Genomic DNA, 15,030 nt, shown 5'->3' on the forward strand with positions numbered 1-15,030 from the left:
TTTCAAATTTACTAGTTCTCATTTGAGAGCTAGTAAATTTCATCAGTTATTATTTTTTCACTTTGTTTAATAACTCGAGGTCTAAAGTATATTTGACAGTTTTATTTTTACGAGCACTATTACGCATTTGATAAACTTGAATAATATAATCGCCGTCAACTGGTAAAGTAAGCTCTCCTTTAAAACCTATGGTTGAGCCAATCAACAATGCATTATCTTTACCTGGTTTTTTACCAGGTGCAAAAATATTAATGTAGGCTAAATTCCCCAGACTATTGATATCAAATTTTAATATTTGGCCTTTTTTCGTATAAACTCTATACCTTACATCATCGTAGCCCTGAAATTTTCCAGTTAAAGTGGTATGTGGTGAACTTTGTAAAAAATTAACTTTTTGCTCATTATTTTTGGCATAGACAGTGAACGAAGTAGCTGAAATAAGCGTAGATAGTAATAATGTTTTAATGATTTTCCTCAATTTATTGACCCTCGAAATTATTTTTACAATGATTATATTAAAAATGATTTTTATAAAATTTTACTTTATGTATGAGTTTGATGAGTAGTAGTTGCTTTTTATAACCAGTAACAAATAAAGTATCTTAGAAATCTAAATTATCTTTCTTTTCAATAATTATTTAAAAGTTAAAGTATATGAATAATCTATAAGTCTGGAAGAATTTTTAATGAATATTATTATTCGTGATGAGCAAGCCGAAGATATTGAAGCCATTGAAAAATTGACAAAAGCAGCTTTTCAAAATGCTGAGCATACAAGTCATACCGAGCATTTTATTGTTAATAGTCTAAGAGATCACGGCCAACTTACTATTTCTCTAGTTGCAATTGAAAATGAGTCTATTATTGGACATATTGCTATTTCTCCGGTTGAGATTAGCTCAGGCGAAATAGGTTGGTATGGTTTAGGTCCTCTCTCGGTTCATCCAAATAAACAAGGATATGGTATTGGTTCCCTTCTGATGAAGGAATCACTAGAAAAATTAAAACAACTCGGCGCTCAAGGATGTGTTTTATTAGGTGATCCAAATTATTACAGCCGATTTGGTTTTAAAAATTATCCTGAGCTAATTTTGCCTGATGTACCGAGTGAATATTTTCAGGCTCTAACTTTCTCAGGCAATATTCCAAAAGCGAATGTCAAATACCATGAGGCTTTTAATGCGACGCAATAATAAAAACTTACTATCTTCAAAAGAAAACTCCTAAAAATAGGAGTTTTCTTTTTCATTGGTTTTGAACAATATTTACTTAAAACATTAGCTTTTATTTAACACGCTCAATTTGGAAAACTTCAATATCGGTAGGCTTAACTCTATGCTTATCTACCTCACCAACGACACGTACTTTATCACCTGCTTTTAGTTCAAGAGGTTTCCATAAGTCATCATCGATATCAATTATGATTGAACCGGTAGCATCTTTTAACTCAAAATGATCCCCAGCAATATGCTTTACGATCGTACCAGTTAAAGTTACTCCAGATTCATCAGCCAAAGTTTTTACTTTGGACACTGTGACTACATTTTTTGTTGCTTCTTTTAATAAAGCAGCATCTGGTTTAGCTATCACAGCACTACTTCCTAATAAAGCAAATCCAGCCAATGTTGTTAAAAGTATTTTTTTCATGACGATTACCTACTTTTTAATATTCTTAGTTATATAAACAAATTCTTTTAAAGTTATAGATTTAGCTTTTGTGGCTTTTTGTATCTTATTAGGGTCTTTGTTTAATGAGAATAAATAGTAACATTAAAAAATTCTTTAAGTTCTCTTTTCCAACAACTATTTTATGGCCTTTATTTTTTCGTGAATTTACTTAAGAAAGCTTTTTCTTAAGTAAATTAAACTCAGCATTTAAATATCACTTCATTGTTAAGCAACAAGTTGTCCTAAATTCAATAAAATATTTATGGCTTCTGTCTCGTCCTCGGTTTGCATAACAATCATTCTGTCATAAGAAATTCCACCAATCTCAATATAAATTTTTGGATGTGGAAGCTGAGGAATATAGACTTTTAGTGGTTGATAAAGAGCAAGAAGATAACCAAATGAATCATAAGGATAATGATCATCTTTTAATGTCTTCTTTATAACAACATAGTTGTTCAATATATTTAAAATAAAACCATATTCATTTTCAGAATGAAATTTAGCGTCCATACCTACCTCCTTGATTAGTTAATATTTTTATAATCAAACTTAAAGGTTAAATTTCTGATCTGAGGATATTTGAACCAATTTACTTTAAATATAGAGTTCTATTTAAAATAATTAGTGTCGAGTTTAAATATATTTAAAACCAAGTGTATTAGTCAACATATTTTGAACGACGCCATTAAAAATAAATATTTTGAGTTACAAATCACACTTTAAGACAAAAATAAAAAGATATAAAAAAACCCATCTTACGATGGGCTTTGGGCATTCATGTAGATTATGAATCTTTATCCATTGAGTGAGGAGTTGTGGTTTTATCTTGCTGTTTTGAGTCGTTTTCACCTTGGCAAGCACTCACACTCAAAGAAATAAAGGCGGCTAAACCCAAGGTCGCTATAATTTTTGTCATGTTTCACCTCATGAATTGTTCAGATTGATGAGTTAATAAATACTTTTTATTAGTTTTACGATCAGCATAGGTTTCTAGGCTTTTTTGTAGATTTAGCGCAAAAATGTAAAGCTATTTAGTTTTAACTTTAAGTACCCATTTAAAATTTAACTCACCAAGTTCAAAGCCCAGCACCTAAAATAAATTAAGATTAAATATTAACTGAATGCCTGAGCGTTTTAAGGAGTAAGTCATATAAGTGATCTACAGCTTTAGACTCCAAAGATGCCCGGCTTCGGTACACAGCGACCTCCATAGGTTCTAAAGGTCCTAGGCCATGATCAGCACTTAAAATAGTTAAATGCTCAGGTGCACTACACTGTGTAAACACTGCAATTGCTAGACCACTTTCCACTGCTGCAATTTGACCAGCTAAACTTGAACTGTTGTATACCACCCGATAACGTCGTCCCTGTAAAGCCAAAGAATTAATAGCACTCTTTTTGGCTTGACTAGTACTTTCATAAACTGCAATTGGGAGTGGATCTTCTCGCCACAGTTCAAACTGTGGAGAGCCTACCCACACCATTGGTTCATGAAATAAAAGTGTTCCTTGACGAGCGTTATCTCTCGAAATTAATGCCAGGTCTATATCTCCACTTTCTACGCGTGGTATTAACGAAGTAGACTGCTCACAAATTAATTCAATTTCAACACCTCCATAACGTGGAGCAAAACGCTTCAGTACGGGCGTTAAATATTTTGCAGCATAATCATCGGGCACCCCAAGGCGTATACGCCCCTTCAGCTCATCTCCGTGAAATGCCATTTGGGCTTCTGCATGTAAGTCGAGAATACGGCGCGCATAACCTAAAAGCAGCTGTCCTTGAGACGTTAATTCAATTTGTCGGTGCGTTCGTATTAAAAGTTGGCAATGTAGAGCTTCTTCAAGTTTTTTTATTTGCATGCTAACAGCTGACTGTGACCGATATAACTCAGGTGCTGCGTTTGATAAAGAGCCTGTATCTACTACGGTGACAAAACACTTTAGCCAATCAATCTGTAAATTTTTTAAAGTCATTAGAATTTATCTATTCGATTTTCAAATAGTATATAAAAGAATTATGCGCTTTTCTTTATTTATTGCCTCTCTCATACTGAACTTATAAGAAGTTAAAACAATTTATTTTTAACGTCGCTAACGGTGAATTGATTAACAACTGGATAACTCGTTAATCACTGTCCTTACTAACAATTTTATCACTTCGTATTTCTTAGGTATTACGCACTAGGAGGAGGTTTTATGCGCCTAAATAAACAGATGCTTGTGTCACAAAGTGCGACATCCACTTTCGTTTTGCTTTGGGGGAGTGCTGCGATTTTTACTCGATGGGGACTCGACAGTGCCTCACCTATAGCATTATTAATTCTGCGCTTTGCCACAGCTTTGTTTGTTCTGTTGTTAATTGCTATTTTTAGAAAAAGACTTTTACCTAAGCATGGAACTCGAAAGCAAGTTTTATTAACTGGACTCCTCATTATTGCAGGTTATTCAATTTGTTATTTTAAAGCCATGGCTCACGGAGTCACCCCTGGTTTAATGGCCACAATCATGGGAATACAGCCAATCTTGACGCTTTGTCTTTTAGAAAAGAATTTACAAAAAGAGAGATTATTAGGTCTATTGATTGCTTTAGCCGGACTCATACTTTTAGTGTGGAAAAGCTTAACTATGTCTTTTATCGCTCCAATCGGAATATTCTTTGCCTTAGCAGCACTGATCTGTATAACTTTTGGTGCTATCATGCAAAAAAACATTCAACAAGCCCCAACAGATGTCTTACCGCTCCAATATGTAGTTAGCCTTGTAATTTGTTTATTTATAGTTCCATTTGAACATTTTGAAATAACGTGGAATTCACAACTCATTATTTCGGTCTTATTCCTTGGAATTTTAATTTCTGTAGTTGCTCAACTTTTACTTTATCGACTTCTAAATCAGGGCAATCTTGTAAATGTGACAAGTCTGTTCTATTTAGTACCTGTCGTTACTGCACTTTTAGATTTTTTAATTTTAAAAAACAAGTTGCCGCTTGCAGGCTTAATAGGAATGATTGCAATTTTAATAGGCTTAACGCTTGTATTTAAAAAGAAATAACTCATTTAAGGTACATTATAAAACCCTCGACTGAGGGCTTTATAATGAGTTAAAGACTAGTCTAAACTTTTCCAATCTTTACCAATTTGAGCTAATGCTGGCAGTTCATCGCTATTAAAAACATTAGAATTACGATCAATAGCAAATCGATAGATGGGCACAGAATCAGCTTGAGTTTTTTTATAGAAGCTGAAATTTTCAGTAATATGGTAATTGCCGGCTTCTGTAGATTTTACAGCTGCACCTGATGGAATATGGATATAACTTTCACATTCCACTTCAATATTATTTCCAGCAAGATCTTGGTAGGAAAATTTCATGTTTTGATCCTTTCTAAATTTTTATGATTGAGAAAAACTTAACATGCTATCTGGCTAGATTATTGAAACTTTTTTCAACTAATTGTTTAAGTGTGTGTATTTAGTTAAAACTAAAAAAGTTGTTCAAGATAAAAATCCTATTTCTAATACTTCTACTCTCTCTCACAATCCCAATACTTTAAAAGCTCGCTCATCAAGTTCTTTAAGCTCCTCAAGTGTATATAACCGTCCTTCTGGGTCAAAAAACTTATCAAAGTCAAATTCTCCTTCTTTATATAGTTGATATCTTTTAGGCCCTAACCACTCTTTTTGAAAAAAATCATCTGTTAGTTTAAAAAACTCTTTAAATGACATATTTGCATCTAATTGGCCAATTAAATGTTCACGTTCATTTTTAGGAATATCCCTAAATTTTCTCTCATCCATAATGAAGGCTCGGCTGCCAACTAGCTGACCATTTTCATGAGTTGGAACTAGAATACTGCGGCAATGAGGATGTAAAGGCGGAACTTTTTTCGTAGGATCATTGATATTCCACACACTACTATCAAGGGCTGCACATACTTTTGAGGTTCTACCATCAAGCACACTTACAAATCTGACATATTCAAACTTTAACTGTTTATAGCTGTTTAAATAAGCCTGATTGGATATATGACTTCGAATCGTACGCACAGTTCGCTCAATATCAATCTTAGAGCTATTTAGTAGTCCATCTTCATATTTAAGGCGTTTAGTCCCTAGAATCCTTTGAATAATTTGTTGATTCGTCGCTCCAGTATTGAGGCCATCCCGAATTGCATACTCAACTCTTTGACGGGCGACCTCTGCAATTGTAGAAAGTAACTCATCCACCAATGCTCCACCCGCTAAAGGAACACGTTTAGCAGCTTTATAGAGCTGTTCACCTTTTAACTCTTTATGTTTGCCACCAAAAACTTTTGACATATATTTGGCTTCATAGACAGCCAATGCCACAGCAGAGATGGTAAAAGTTTCAATGAGCACATCGTTAGTGGTATTAAACCACTGAGAAATCAGTGCACGTATCTCTTTTAATGGGGCTGTTGAGTAAAGCCCACCCGCCAATGCGGTTTTTTCCTTTTCATTTAGCTCATCTAACAAGTTACTTAGTTTAGTAAGCATGTTAACTGTTTCGGAATTAAATAAATTAAGAAGTTCATTGACCGATCTTGAAGATGCTCGATATAGATAAGCTTGATGTTGAGTCAGAACATCAAAAAGTGATTTCTGATGAAGATTAACCATAAAAATTACCTCTACAGAATTGCCCTTTTTTGTTATTTTCTATTTTCTGTTTTACCTTATGTAATTTGCTTATTATTAATATCTCTAGAATAAGTTATGACTAACAAGTGTACCTACGTAAAGTTATTTAGCTAACAGCTTATCCTTGTAATTTATATCTTTATAAACTTGGCTCGTGTCTAAACTACACAATCTCTTTAATGCTGAGTAAAACAGCATTACTCGGAATATTTTTAAGTATTTTCTTTTGTTGTTTTCGCCATTCTTTATGAAATTTTTTATCAGATTTTTCGGAAAAACTATCTCTATGCTTCTGACAATCAGTATCTTCTAAATTTGCTGATTGTATACATGGCCAATTGTTTAATTGAGGTGTTAAAACCGCATTACTCATCAATGAAAGTTCTTCTAATCTAATCAAATTCATATTTACTTCCTTGGTTACATCTAGCTCCTGATGTCTTCAATATGTTCAAAACTTCATATTGCACCGTTAAAAGATAGCTATTGTTTTATTTCCTAATCCAATCAGAGCCTACACAAATACCACATCCATAAAAATGCAAAGTGCAAGTTTTGTGTATTGATTTACCAATGATGTAACTTGCTATACGCCCAAATAAATTAAGTTTAAATAGAATGAAAAAGGTATTTATAAGGTTTTCTTCTCAGTTGCTCCAATTTCAGATATACTGAACTTAGTATGAGATGAGCCTTATATAGTTCATTGGTAGATCAATGAATGACTAAGCCCTTCGCTTTCGAGCAAGGGCTTTTTTAATGTGTGTAATTTGGAAAAATTACTTTGATCTGACTCAGCAATTCAAGCCTCGGTTTGCCTTTACTGAACAGGTCTGTTAGATTGGTCATGTTCATCAACTCCTATTGTCGATGAATACTGAAGCCTGATTCGTAGCATCAGGCTTTTTTTATGCCTAGATTTTATTAAAGATCGGAACGGCTTTTCTGATAAAAGCCTATAAAAATTAAAAAGACTATGATCCTAAAAACAATTTCTTTTCAATAGCGCGGCGTCTAACCAATCCAGCCAAACGTTTACCACCTGCGTTTACCCATACATCAAATTGGTTTGCGGCCCCTTTGTAATCTCCTGAATTTAATTTTTTTAATAAGGTCGATTTTTTAAAGGCTCCTGCGCCGATGTTATAACTCAGAGAGACTAATGCGTCGAATTGATTTTGCATTAAAGGAACTTTTACAGCGCCATTGACTGCACGTTCAAAAATTTTCAAATCATGCTGCATATATGCTTTGGCCTGCTCAAGAGTACATGTGTCACCTTTTTGAACGCTCAAACCGTTTGGGTATCTGGTTGTGCCATAACCAATGCTCCAGACACCTACGCCATCATCATAAGCACTGAGTCTTAATCCTTCAAAATTACAAATATGATTTACCCCTTCCTGACTCAGAGACATCTCATCTACCGCAAAACCAATTTCCTCATCGCCATTGTCTGTTGCGGTAGCAATCGGACTATTTGTAGCGGCACGTGACCGACACTTGGTAATAAAAAGCTTGCAAAGATAATCCAATATTTTTTGCATCTAATCCTCTGTCATCTTACTTTTTCTCTGTAACCCAAAGTGTAATATACCCTTGAACTACAGGCAGTCCATCTGCTCTATAGGCATTTACTTTTATTTGCATATCGCCAACTTTCCATTCTTCATCAATTGTTGCGACGACTTTAATATCAGAATCGGCTTTGGCGACATAATTTACGTTCATGCCTTTAGGTAACCATCTTAAATGTTGAGGAATAGATGCTTCGGTTAGTACACCCATAACAAATTCTAATCCATTACATATGGCAATAACGTGAACTGTTCCTATGTGATTTTCGACTGATTTATTCTTTTTGATGAAAGCTTCACACACGTCAGCATCTAGTTTTTGAATAATTGGATTTACTGTTTGAAAATATGGAGCAACACGGCTAACAACTTTTGACAACAACGTTAATCCACCTGGTATTGCTTTCAATGTTCTAAAAGCGAGCAGAACGTCATTAATTGGTGGTACAGCGTTATGTTTGATTTGGTTGGCAAATTTATAAATATAATTACTCATAGTTTTACTTCTGGCTGAGAATAAGAATTTAATAAATATATAGCCTCATATCTCTAGACTCATTGCTTAACTTTCATGTTTTTTAAGTCATTAATGATAATTTTTGAATAACATCTAGGGTTTGTTGTTGTTCAACCAAATACGCTAGAAATTAAAATGCCCAATATAAAATTGGGCTATAGATTATTCTTCGACTTCTATGGGATCGCCATCTTCAGGTCGAATATGTCGCTCACCATCATCTGCCGGATCGACACTAGAGCCATCTTTGGTAATACTGTTATACAACTCATCCTCTTTTTTATCATCGATAAATTCTTCATCTGCAAAATCAAGAGGCTCTTCATCATCATCAAAATTTAAGGGTTTTTCTTCATCTATCATGAGATTTATCCTTTACTTCACTTGTCTCATACCATGCTCAAATAATTAACAGATACATTCAACATGAAACAATCATCATTTATGTAACAGACACTTTAAGATACATATAACAAAGAAAACCGCCCTCGAAGGCGGTTACTAAGCTCTAAATTGTTAGAGATAATTGGCTTATAACTTTTATATATTTTAAGAAGGTAGTTTATTATTTTTAATATAATCATCTGATTTAAAATAATTAACAATCATTTCTGCATTTTCTTCTTTTACAGGTAAAGTAGTTACTGGAATATTTTCATTTCCCATACTAAAGCCTTGAGGGACCAATTGAGAAATAGGAGGAAATTTGGCTTTACCTCCCTCAGTGATTCTTTCAATAAATCCTGCAAGCCATAAAATAAACTCACCTTCATTATCAAACTTAGGCATAAGACTAAAATCAATTTTTACCGAGCATTGCTCGATGGGCTTGGTTAAGCAGTCTTCAAAATTAATAAAATTATACTTTAATTTGAATTCAGTACCTTTTATCGCATTACGAATAAGCCCAACCAAACAATTTAAATTTTCTATTACATCATCAGAAAACAAGTTGTCATTTTTAATTTTTTTATAAACCTTATCTGCTATTGCTAGATATTTTGGCATCTTAACCTCCTATCTTCTCATGCGTATATTTATATACTTCTTTAGACTATTATTTTTTTATGTAAGATAGGGTAAAACTCATCAACTAAATGTAAGAAATACAAGGTTTTTGAAAGTTAATAGTAAATTACTTATCAAAAACATTTAAAAATGCGAAACATGCAACATAAAATACCAAAATAAAAGAAGATTTTGAAAAATTTTCTTTCAATTTTTCATATCATTGAGAAGTGCTTTAAATAAAATCTTAGCTCTATTTAATATTTGAACTGAATTTATTCAAAGAAATTCTAGTTTTTATTATTTTCAAGGTGGTTCAAAATACTACTAATTTTTAAAAGTAAATAACCGAACAGCAAACCATTAAATATAATAAAAAGACCAACTGTGACCATTTGTGCAGACCACACTCGAATAATATCTAAATTATCATTTCTAGTTTCAACTTGCCCATATGACAAAATAAAGGCTATTCCTAAAACAATTCCAAATATAATTAGACACCACGCTACAACTTTCGTTGCTTTACTTTCAGTATGAGGCTTCTTTACTTCACTCATATTTTTACTTACAACTCTTACGAAATTATTTATTTTCTATAATAATTTTTCATTCTTTTAAAGTTCTGTTTATGTTACCTTTTGATATTAATGTAACAAATTTTTATATTTTTTTAATATATAAATAAAATGCCTTATTTTCTAACTACACTGAAATGTTGGCATTCTACTTTTGAATTTAGCTCTTAAAGATCAGTTCAATATAGCTAAACCCTACTATATCAATACTATAAATATCTAAAGAGCAGATTTAACTTACTCAAAATTATAAATCTGCTCTTAGTATTCAAACATAACTGATTTATTTTACCTGAAACTTAATATTGAATTTTCTTGCTTGCTTTCTTACCTCCGGATTAGAGGGTAAAACAAATGGACTAGAATGCCAGATAGCTTTTTCAATACTTGTTTTAAATTTTTGCTCTTCTTTATCTAAAAAGATAATTTGCTCAATTTCGCCAGTATCCGTTAAAAAGACTTTAACACTTGCACTCATACCTGTAGAAGACTTGGGAATATCCCAGGTTTTATAAATTTTCTTTTGATATTGTTTTTTATATTTTTCAGCTTCTGAAATAATTTTATTATCAGCCACTTGCGTAGGAGTGACTTGTTTGTGACCTGTAGCACACCCAACCAATAAAAATAAAGAAGCAACAATAGTGAAGTTTTTCATTTAAAATACCTTGTTTTCAATAACTAAAATTTAACAGTTTAAAATTTAAAAAACCACCCAAAAGGTTGTATTAATCATTGATTATTATGAGTTAGCAAAGGTGTTAAGCCACCTTTGCTCCGTCCTTTTTAGTTAATATTTTATTTTTCTTTAAAAAGGAACTTCATAACGAAAATTTAGATTCGAATTTTCTGATATATTTATATTATAGACATCTCGATCAGTAAAAATCCCGTGTTCGGGTGTTTTAAAACTATTAAAAGCTTTATTCTCTGGAACTATTGGAGGTTTATTCAAATAATTTTCTTGAGAATTATATGGAGATGAAGCACAACCAATCAGCCCAAAACCCAATAAAGATATAACTAAAAATGTCTTCATAAATTTTGTCCACTTTGATAAAAGCTACACAATTTAACAAATTGTACTGCCATTGTCACATCAGAATAATTTAGTTTAACTTAACAATAAATATATCGTATGTATTTTAAAAACAAAAAATTAATTCCAACTTCGATAAAAACAAATAAAGCTGGCCCATATAAGTTTTCAAAACTGGATGTATTAAAGGCCCTATTCTACTTTTAATATTTCCTTGATTTTTAACCAATGATCGACCTATTAATGTTTAGATTTTAAGGATTGTTATGCGGTTACATTTTATTGTTCATGAAGATTTTGAAGCGCCTGGCGCATATGAAATTTGGGGCAAAATGAATAACTTCAAAATTACCTATTCAAGAGTGTATTTAAATGAAGTTTTGCCAAGTTCTGTTGAAGATATCGACTTTCTTATTATAATGGGTGGCCCACAAAGTCCTGATACTACATTAGATATGTGCCCTCACTTTAATTCATTAGCCGAACAAGCAATGATTAAAAAAGCAATTGAAGCAAATAAAGTGGTTATTGGGGTATGCTTAGGATCTCAATTGATCGGTGAAGCTTTAGGTGCCAAATTTGAACATAGTCCAGAGCGAGAAATTGGTAAGTTTCCAATTATGCTTACAGAATACGGAATAATACATTCTAAGCTTTCTCACTTAGGAAAAATGACCGAAGTTGGCCATTGGCATAACGACATGCCAGGTTTAACTCCCAACGCGAAAATTATTGCTTTTAGCGCAGGGTGCCCACGACAGATTATTGAATATTCCAAATTAGTTTATGGCCTACAATGTCATATGGAATTAACTTCAGAAGTAGTTGAATTACTGATTCAACATTCAGAAGTCGAGTTAAATGATGCTCACAATTATAAATTTGTGAATACTCGTGAAGAATTACGGAAGCATGACTATCAAGAAATGAATCAAAACCTCTTTATTTTTCTGGATAAATTGAAAGAAGAATATTCAAAACGATCTTAAAAAAATGAGTGTAAAAAGCCTTTTTAAATTGGCTTTTACGCTCCGCTACAGATGTTATTATTTACCAGTTGATCAAGCACTCTTGAAGTCAAACCTTCAAAAATTAAATTTTAATGTTACAATACAGTAATTTACTCAATTTCAATTGGACTCCCAAAGAAATGAATAGATTTTTATTAACTTTTTTATCTTTAAATATTGGGCTTTTTTCTTCTTCCATCTTTGCTGAAACAAACACATTTCAAACGAAACAAGAATATAACCGCCCTAGATTTAACCAGCATAAAAGTATGCTTGAAGTAAATGCTAACACTCAGAACCATCAGCTGACTGAACAACAAAATTCATTTAATTCTCCTCATTCTCAAAACGTAGATTTTTTTGAAATTGCAAAACAATATCAAGAAAATGAAGCAAAGCCTTCTTCGTTTACTGATGAAACAGTGAATATGAGTGATCATGAGCGTAGTCTTTACTACATTAGACATCATGATAATGTGGGTATTCAAAGAGAAATTCGTGGCCAACAGTTTAAATCGCTAAAACAACAGCGAGATAAAGGTGTTATTTCTAATGATGTATATAAAGAAAAGGTCTACAAAATCTTAAATCAACCTAACTTTAAATAAATTTGAAGCCCTCTTCGGAGGGCTGTTCTATGAAAATGATTAGATAAAATCTATGTTTAGTTTTTCTAAAAAAAATTAAATTACATTTATAAAATTTTGTTACTTTTTCGCTATAATGATTATAATTATCGTTTAGGATTTCGATACATCAACATGGACCGCTCAACCCCTCTTTCACTACCAAATTTTAAGTTCAAAGTTTCTACACTTAGCTATGCAATCGGAATTGCTTGTACTTATCTCGCACTTCCTGTACATGCTGAAGATACAACTGCTAGTGCTTTACCGACTATTACCATTAAGGCACAAGGTAACTGGTTAGAAGAAGCAAATGCAGAAACTGTTCACAAGCATGCTGGCGCTCGAACTATTATTGACCGTAAGCTTTTAGATGAAACAGCTGCAACTTCAATCCGAGAAGCATTAAAACAAATTCCCGGGGTTCAAGCTCAAGATAGCAGCGGAACAGGTGGTAGTGATGTTTCACTCAATATTGGGGTTCGTGGTCTAGCATCTCGCCTATCACCTCGCTCAACAGTTCTAGTAGACGGCGTTCCACTTTCATTTGCACCTTATGGTCAGCCACAGTTATCTTTAGCTCCTGTTTCAATTGGTAATATTGAGTCAGTTGACGTTGTGCGCGGTGCAGGTTCGGTACGTTTTGGGCCTCAAAACGTAGGCGGAATTATTAACTTTGCGACTCGCTCAATTCCTCAAGATTTTAGCGGAACTGTTAGCCTGACTTCAGAATATGCTTCTGGTACTGACCAAGTAAAACTGAGCCCTAATCTATTTGTGGGAGGAACTTTAGATAATGGTTTAGGCCTTGCCCTTCTATATTCAGGGACTAAAGGAAATGGTTATCGAGAAGCTAACAATAAGATTGATATCGATGATGTAATGCTAAAGTCTGCGTATCAATTTAATGATAAAGACTCGGTTGCTTTAAATCTGCATCATTATGAAGGTCGTGGTGAAATGCCAGAGGGTTTAACTCAGGCGCAATATGCTGAAAACCCTTATCAATCTTCTGGTGAAAAGAACTATTTTGCAGGTCGACGTACAGATGTCTCTTTACGTTATAACCATAAAGATGAAAAAAATAACTTCGAGGTTTTGAGTTACTACATCGACTCTTTCCGTACTAGTAATCTTGAGACTACACTAGCGAATGGGCAAAAACGCCTCGATTCTGCTCCACGCGATTATAAAGTCTATGCAATTGAACCGCGTTACTCTCGCATTTATGAACTTGGTAATACTCAAAATGAAGTAACGGTTGGCTATCGCTATTTAAAAGAAGAAAGTTCTGAATTTGCAGGACGTACTGCATCTTATGCAGCAGGTTCATCAGTGCCAGATTTTGCTCCGCGTAGTAGTAGTGAAGGCGGTACTAAAGCACATGCTGTATATATCGACAACCGTATGGAACTCGGCCGTTGGACGATTACACCGGGTGTTCGTTTCGAATCAATTGAAACCCATAATAACTTCACAGGTTATAACAAAGGACAACCTAATACTGTTTATCCAAAAATTGATTCAGACGAATTTTTACCAAGTTTATCCGTGATGTACTCAGCAAATGAAAACTGGAATATATTTGCAAACGCAGGCGTATCGTTCGGTCCACAGCAATACAGTCAATTAGCTCGTCTTGAAGGAACAACCGCAACGGCTACAACCGAAGGCTTACATCCTGAAAAGTCGAACAACTATGAAATTGGCACCAAATATTTGGGCAATGGTTTAAATGCCGAATTTACCGTGTTCTATTTAGACTTTGATAAAGAGCTTTCATTGGTTCGTGATGCTGCTAATAACGGAATCTGGACAGATTTAGGGGCAACCAGCCATAAAGGTGTCGAAACAGGTATTAGCTATGATTTCGGACAATTGTCTGATGCACTGGAAGGCTTAAAAGTATATGGAAACTATACTTTCACCAAAGCAGTGGCTGAAGCTGGTCAATTTAAAGATAAAGACCTACCGTTTTACTCGCGTCATGTCGGTAATGTTGGGTTAGGTTACACAGTAGATAAATGGTCTTTAAATGCGGATATGTTTGCTCAATCTAAGCAGCATTCACCAGATCTTCCAGATAGTAATGTCTATCAAACAGAAGAAACTGCTGATGGTAAATATGGAGATATTCCGGGTTACACCACTTTTGCGCTACGTACCTCTTATGACTTAAGTTCACAAGTTAAAGGTTTAAAAATCGCTGGTGGAATCAAAAACATCTTTGATAAGCAATATTTTACTCGCTCAACAGACTCTACAGGCGGTAAGTATGTAGGACTGCCACGTACGTTCTATCTACAAACCTCTTTTGACTTTTAAAGCTAAACCAAATTGA

Annotated in this window: 20 protein-coding genes and 1 pseudogene; 5 read left to right on the top strand and 16 right to left on the bottom strand. The window is 33.7% G+C overall.

All coding sequences use genetic code 11. The annotated features are described in order from the left end of the window. Positions 1-49: 49 nt before the first annotated feature. Together MKL33_RS03400 and MKL33_RS03405 are read right to left on the bottom strand one after the other, a co-directional pair. Complete coding sequence (locus MKL33_RS03400) at positions 50-478, bottom strand: DNA breaking-rejoining protein (RefSeq protein ID WP_130172451.1); 429 nt, start codon at positions 476-478, stop codon at positions 50-52. 37 nt (positions 479-515) lie between these two features. Further along, positions 516-632 (bottom strand): annotated as a pseudogene (locus tag MKL33_RS03405) (hypothetical protein). 54 nt (positions 633-686) lie between these two features. Here MKL33_RS03405 and MKL33_RS03410 point away from each other — a divergent pair. Further along, positions 687-1,193, top strand: coding sequence for a GNAT family N-acetyltransferase (locus tag MKL33_RS03410; RefSeq protein WP_130172450.1), 507 nt, complete (start codon positions 687-689; stop codon positions 1,191-1,193). Positions 1,194-1,284: 91 nt separating this feature from the next. Here MKL33_RS03410 and MKL33_RS03415 read toward each other — a convergent pair whose 3' ends face one another. From MKL33_RS03415 to MKL33_RS03430, 4 genes are all read right to left on the bottom strand, one after another. Beyond that, positions 1,285-1,647 (bottom strand): NirD/YgiW/YdeI family stress tolerance protein, encoded by a 363-nt coding sequence (locus tag MKL33_RS03415; protein WP_130172449.1) that lies wholly within the window; start codon positions 1,645-1,647, stop codon positions 1,285-1,287. Positions 1,648-1,893: 246 nt separating this feature from the next. After that, the gene (locus tag MKL33_RS03420; protein WP_068611965.1) at positions 1,894-2,181 is read right to left on the bottom strand and encodes a hypothetical protein; all 288 of its coding nucleotides are present in this window, start codon (positions 2,179-2,181) and stop codon (positions 1,894-1,896) included. A 274-nt stretch (positions 2,182-2,455) separates the two neighbouring features. Then, complete coding sequence (locus MKL33_RS03425) at positions 2,456-2,587, bottom strand: hypothetical protein (protein ID WP_130172448.1); 132 nt, start codon at positions 2,585-2,587, stop codon at positions 2,456-2,458. A gap of 190 nt (positions 2,588-2,777) precedes the next feature. Next, on the bottom strand, positions 2,778-3,647 hold the full coding sequence (locus tag MKL33_RS03430) for a LysR family transcriptional regulator (protein ID WP_202724233.1): 870 nt from the start codon (positions 3,645-3,647) through the stop codon (positions 2,778-2,780). A 222-nt stretch (positions 3,648-3,869) separates the two neighbouring features. On the opposite strand from MKL33_RS03430, the gene MKL33_RS03435 reads away from it, so the two are divergent. Continuing rightward, positions 3,870-4,724: a DMT family transporter gene (locus tag MKL33_RS03435; protein ID WP_202724234.1), complete on the top strand. Its 855-nt coding sequence runs from the start codon at positions 3,870-3,872 to the stop codon at positions 4,722-4,724. 56 nt (positions 4,725-4,780) lie between these two features. Here the strand turns inward: MKL33_RS03435 and MKL33_RS03440 are convergent, their stop codons facing one another. From MKL33_RS03440 to MKL33_RS03485, 10 genes are all read right to left on the bottom strand, one after another. Next, positions 4,781-5,044 carry a hypothetical protein gene (locus MKL33_RS03440; protein WP_046813690.1) on the bottom strand — a complete coding sequence of 88 codons (264 nt, stop codon included), beginning with the start codon at positions 5,042-5,044 and terminating at the stop codon, positions 4,781-4,783. Between the two features lie 162 nt (positions 5,045-5,206). Beyond that, positions 5,207-6,313, bottom strand: coding sequence for a minor capsid protein (locus MKL33_RS03445; RefSeq protein ID WP_130172446.1), 1,107 nt, complete (start codon positions 6,311-6,313; stop codon positions 5,207-5,209). Positions 6,314-6,497: 184 nt separating this feature from the next. Then, positions 6,498-6,740, bottom strand: coding sequence for a hypothetical protein (locus MKL33_RS03450; RefSeq protein ID WP_064786276.1), 243 nt, complete (start codon positions 6,738-6,740; stop codon positions 6,498-6,500). Between the two features lie 568 nt (positions 6,741-7,308). Next, the gene (locus MKL33_RS03455; RefSeq protein ID WP_270906456.1) at positions 7,309-7,881 is read right to left on the bottom strand and encodes a lysozyme; all 573 of its coding nucleotides are present in this window, start codon (positions 7,879-7,881) and stop codon (positions 7,309-7,311) included. A 16-nt stretch (positions 7,882-7,897) separates the two neighbouring features. Continuing rightward, positions 7,898-8,407, bottom strand: a complete 510-nt coding sequence (locus tag MKL33_RS03460) for a hotdog fold domain-containing protein (RefSeq protein WP_119685173.1) — start codon at positions 8,405-8,407, stop codon at positions 7,898-7,900. Between the two features lie 183 nt (positions 8,408-8,590). Further along, complete coding sequence (locus MKL33_RS03465; protein WP_002114613.1) at positions 8,591-8,791, bottom strand: hypothetical protein; 201 nt, start codon at positions 8,789-8,791, stop codon at positions 8,591-8,593. Between the two features lie 186 nt (positions 8,792-8,977). Further along, positions 8,978-9,436 (bottom strand): hypothetical protein, encoded by a 459-nt coding sequence (locus MKL33_RS03470; protein ID WP_005803530.1) that lies wholly within the window; start codon positions 9,434-9,436, stop codon positions 8,978-8,980. A 290-nt stretch (positions 9,437-9,726) separates the two neighbouring features. Then, entirely contained in the window at positions 9,727-9,996 is a 270-nt protein-coding gene (locus MKL33_RS03475; protein ID WP_270906457.1) for a hypothetical protein, read from the bottom strand. Positions 9,997-10,297: 301 nt separating this feature from the next. Next, on the bottom strand, positions 10,298-10,672 hold the full coding sequence (locus tag MKL33_RS03480) for a TonB C-terminal domain-containing protein (protein WP_270906458.1): 375 nt from the start codon (positions 10,670-10,672) through the stop codon (positions 10,298-10,300). Positions 10,673-10,822: 150 nt separating this feature from the next. After that, a complete protein-coding gene (locus MKL33_RS03485; protein WP_005068685.1) occupies positions 10,823-11,053 on the bottom strand; it encodes a hypothetical protein in 231 nt (76 codons plus the stop codon). Between the two features lie 266 nt (positions 11,054-11,319). On the opposite strand from MKL33_RS03485, the gene MKL33_RS03490 reads away from it, so the two are divergent. From MKL33_RS03490 to MKL33_RS03500, 3 genes are all read left to right on the top strand, one after another. Further along, on the top strand, positions 11,320-12,042 hold the full coding sequence (locus MKL33_RS03490; protein ID WP_017398409.1) for a type 1 glutamine amidotransferase: 723 nt from the start codon (positions 11,320-11,322) through the stop codon (positions 12,040-12,042). Between the two features lie 113 nt (positions 12,043-12,155). Further along, the gene (locus MKL33_RS03495; protein ID WP_270906459.1) at positions 12,156-12,671 is read left to right on the top strand and encodes a hypothetical protein; all 516 of its coding nucleotides are present in this window, start codon (positions 12,156-12,158) and stop codon (positions 12,669-12,671) included. 153 nt (positions 12,672-12,824) lie between these two features. Next, on the top strand, positions 12,825-15,014 hold the full coding sequence (locus MKL33_RS03500) for a TonB-dependent receptor family protein (RefSeq protein WP_270906460.1): 2,190 nt from the start codon (positions 12,825-12,827) through the stop codon (positions 15,012-15,014). Positions 15,015-15,030: the final 16 nt, after the last annotated feature.

Source organism: Acinetobacter sp. AOR43_HL, from assembly GCF_027854635.1.
Taxonomy (GTDB): domain Bacteria; phylum Pseudomonadota; class Gammaproteobacteria; order Pseudomonadales; family Moraxellaceae; genus Acinetobacter; species Acinetobacter pittii.

Coding starts and splice junctions, on each gene's coding strand:
- MKL33_RS03425 (WP_130172448.1), bottom strand. CDS start 2,587: ATGACAAAAATTATAGCGACCTTGGGTTTAGCCGCCTTTATTTCTTTG.
- MKL33_RS03450 (WP_064786276.1), bottom strand. CDS start 6,740: ATGAATTTGATTAGATTAGAAGAACTTTCATTGATGAGTAATGCGGTT.
- MKL33_RS03455 (WP_270906456.1), bottom strand. CDS start 7,881: ATGCAAAAAATATTGGATTATCTTTGCAAGCTTTTTATTACCAAGTGT.
- MKL33_RS03490 (WP_017398409.1), top strand. CDS start 11,320: ATGCGGTTACATTTTATTGTTCATGAAGATTTTGAAGCGCCTGGCGCA.
- MKL33_RS03500 (WP_270906460.1), top strand. CDS start 12,825: ATGGACCGCTCAACCCCTCTTTCACTACCAAATTTTAAGTTCAAAGTT.
- MKL33_RS03445 (WP_130172446.1), bottom strand. CDS start 6,313: ATGGTTAATCTTCATCAGAAATCACTTTTTGATGTTCTGACTCAACAT.
- MKL33_RS03420 (WP_068611965.1), bottom strand. CDS start 2,181: ATGGACGCTAAATTTCATTCTGAAAATGAATATGGTTTTATTTTAAAT.
- MKL33_RS03435 (WP_202724234.1), top strand. CDS start 3,870: ATGCGCCTAAATAAACAGATGCTTGTGTCACAAAGTGCGACATCCACT.
- MKL33_RS03495 (WP_270906459.1), top strand. CDS start 12,156: ATGTTACAATACAGTAATTTACTCAATTTCAATTGGACTCCCAAAGAA.
- MKL33_RS03460 (WP_119685173.1), bottom strand. CDS start 8,407: ATGAGTAATTATATTTATAAATTTGCCAACCAAATCAAACATAACGCT.
- MKL33_RS03415 (WP_130172449.1), bottom strand. CDS start 1,647: ATGAAAAAAATACTTTTAACAACATTGGCTGGATTTGCTTTATTAGGA.
- MKL33_RS03475 (WP_270906457.1), bottom strand. CDS start 9,996: ATGAGTGAAGTAAAGAAGCCTCATACTGAAAGTAAAGCAACGAAAGTT.
- MKL33_RS03410 (WP_130172450.1), top strand. CDS start 687: ATGAATATTATTATTCGTGATGAGCAAGCCGAAGATATTGAAGCCATT.
- MKL33_RS03480 (WP_270906458.1), bottom strand. CDS start 10,672: ATGAAAAACTTCACTATTGTTGCTTCTTTATTTTTATTGGTTGGGTGT.
- MKL33_RS03430 (WP_202724233.1), bottom strand. CDS start 3,647: ATGACTTTAAAAAATTTACAGATTGATTGGCTAAAGTGTTTTGTCACC.
- MKL33_RS03440 (WP_046813690.1), bottom strand. CDS start 5,044: ATGAAATTTTCCTACCAAGATCTTGCTGGAAATAATATTGAAGTGGAA.
- MKL33_RS03470 (WP_005803530.1), bottom strand. CDS start 9,436: ATGCCAAAATATCTAGCAATAGCAGATAAGGTTTATAAAAAAATTAAA.
- MKL33_RS03485 (WP_005068685.1), bottom strand. CDS start 11,053: ATGAAGACATTTTTAGTTATATCTTTATTGGGTTTTGGGCTGATTGGT.
- MKL33_RS03465 (WP_002114613.1), bottom strand. CDS start 8,791: ATGATAGATGAAGAAAAACCCTTAAATTTTGATGATGATGAAGAGCCT.